General features: G+C 60.6%; 1 protein-coding gene and 2 pseudogenes. All 3 read left to right on the top strand.

The window, feature by feature from the left end; all coding sequences use genetic code 11:
- Nucleotides 1-606: pseudogene (locus tag VIW95_RS14095) on the top strand (radical SAM protein); the annotation flags it as partial.
- A 34-nt stretch (nt 607-640) separates the two neighbouring features.
- On the top strand, nt 641-1,312 hold the full coding sequence (locus VIW95_RS14090; RefSeq protein ID WP_331587600.1) for a hypothetical protein: 672 nt from the start codon (nt 641-643) through the stop codon (nt 1,310-1,312).
- Between the two features lie 57 nt (nt 1,313-1,369).
- Nucleotides 1,370-1,575: pseudogene (locus VIW95_RS14085) on the top strand (hypothetical protein); the annotation flags it as partial.

Here is a 1,575-nt window from a genome sequence, read left to right as displayed (position 1 = left end):
AAATTCTATTTCATGATCGGCCTGCCCGAGGAGCGCGACGAAGACGTGCTCGCGATTGCCGACCTCGTCGCCAAGGTGCTCGAACGCGCCCGCGCCCGCCGCACGCGTATCGGCTCGGTCACCGTCTCGCTCAACCCATTCGTGCCCAAGCCGTGGACGCCGTTTCAATGGGATCCGATGCAGGACGCACGCTCGATCAAGCGCAAGGTCGCGATGCTGCGCCAACGGCTCACGCGCCTGGGACAAGTCGAACTCGACGCGGAATCGCCGCGCGAGGCGTATTTCCAGACGATGGTCTCGCGCGGCGATCGCCGCGTCAGCGGCATCCTCCAACGGCTCGAAGCCGCGGGATGCGAAAGCGCCGGACCCATCTGGCACGAGTTGTCGAAGATTCATCGCGAGGTCGAGGCGGGTGAAAATTCGTCGCTGCCCGATCCCGATTTTTTCGTCACCCGTCACTACGTCCACGACGAGTTGCTGCCATGGGACTTTATCGATCATCACATTCACAAATGGTTTTTGCTCGCCGAACGAAAAAAGGCGCATCATGAGCATCAGAGCCCGCCGTGCGACGTCGAGCGATGCACCGTGTGCGGCGCCTGCTAGAATAGATGGGCAAGTCGAGGAGGAGAGGACGAGGATGATGGTTCATCGCAGTTTTCGTTCAGGAGCTCTGATAGCCGCGGTTGCGGCAACGCTCGCGCTCTCGGCGCCGGCTTTCGCGGCTGGAATCGGCGAGGAAGACGTACCCTCGACTTCGATCGTTCCGGCTGAAGGACCGAGCGCTGGTGCGCCTGTCAATTCTCCGTCATCGGTCACGAGTCCGTCGGGTTCTGCGCCATCCAGCAAGGTGTTGATGCCTCCGCCGAAGCGCGCGCCGTCGCACCATGCGTCGAGTAAAAGCAGCATTCGCGAACCGGAGATCGAACCGGCACAAGCGCGGCTAAAGGTGCTCCAGGATTCGCCGGTGTATTCCGCACCCGCGAAAAGCAGCAAGCACATCGAGCAGTTGACCCGCGACAAATTCATCGAGGTGACTGGCTCTACTCACTACTATCTGCAAGTGAGGCTGAAGTCCGGGCAGACCGGCTATATCGATCCGTCCGCGGTCGAGCTCGGCAAGCCGGCCGACAAGGTCTTCGTGCTGACGCACGACGCCGCCGTGCTTGAAAAACCGAATCGATGGGGCAAGAAGCTCGCCGAGGTTCACCAGGGCCACAACGTTCACGTCGTTGGCGTCGCGCTGAACTACATGCAGATCCGTATGAAGAACGGCCTCGAAGGCTACATCCCGACGACCGCGCTCGAATAATTGAGCACTCGACGATCCCCGGTCGTGCCGCTATAAGTCTCAGCGAGGGTGCATCTGATGACGCAGCGTGAACGACAGGGTTGGATCATCGTCGCGAGCCTCTTCGTTACGCTGGTGTTCGTTTTCGGATCCGGCTACAACACCGGCGGCCTGTTCTTTCCCCATCTGCTGAAACATTTCGGATGGTCGCGCACACAACTCTCGACGCTCCAGGGCTTCGCGCTACCGATTTCCGCAGGGCTCTGCGCTCCTCTGATTGGATG

Source organism: Binatus sp. (SeqCode), from assembly GCF_036522015.1.
Classification (GTDB): domain Bacteria; phylum Desulfobacterota; class Binatia; order Binatales; family Binataceae; genus Binatus.
Note: the sequence above shows the minus strand (reverse complement) of the source record. Positions and strands in the feature narration are given on the sequence as shown.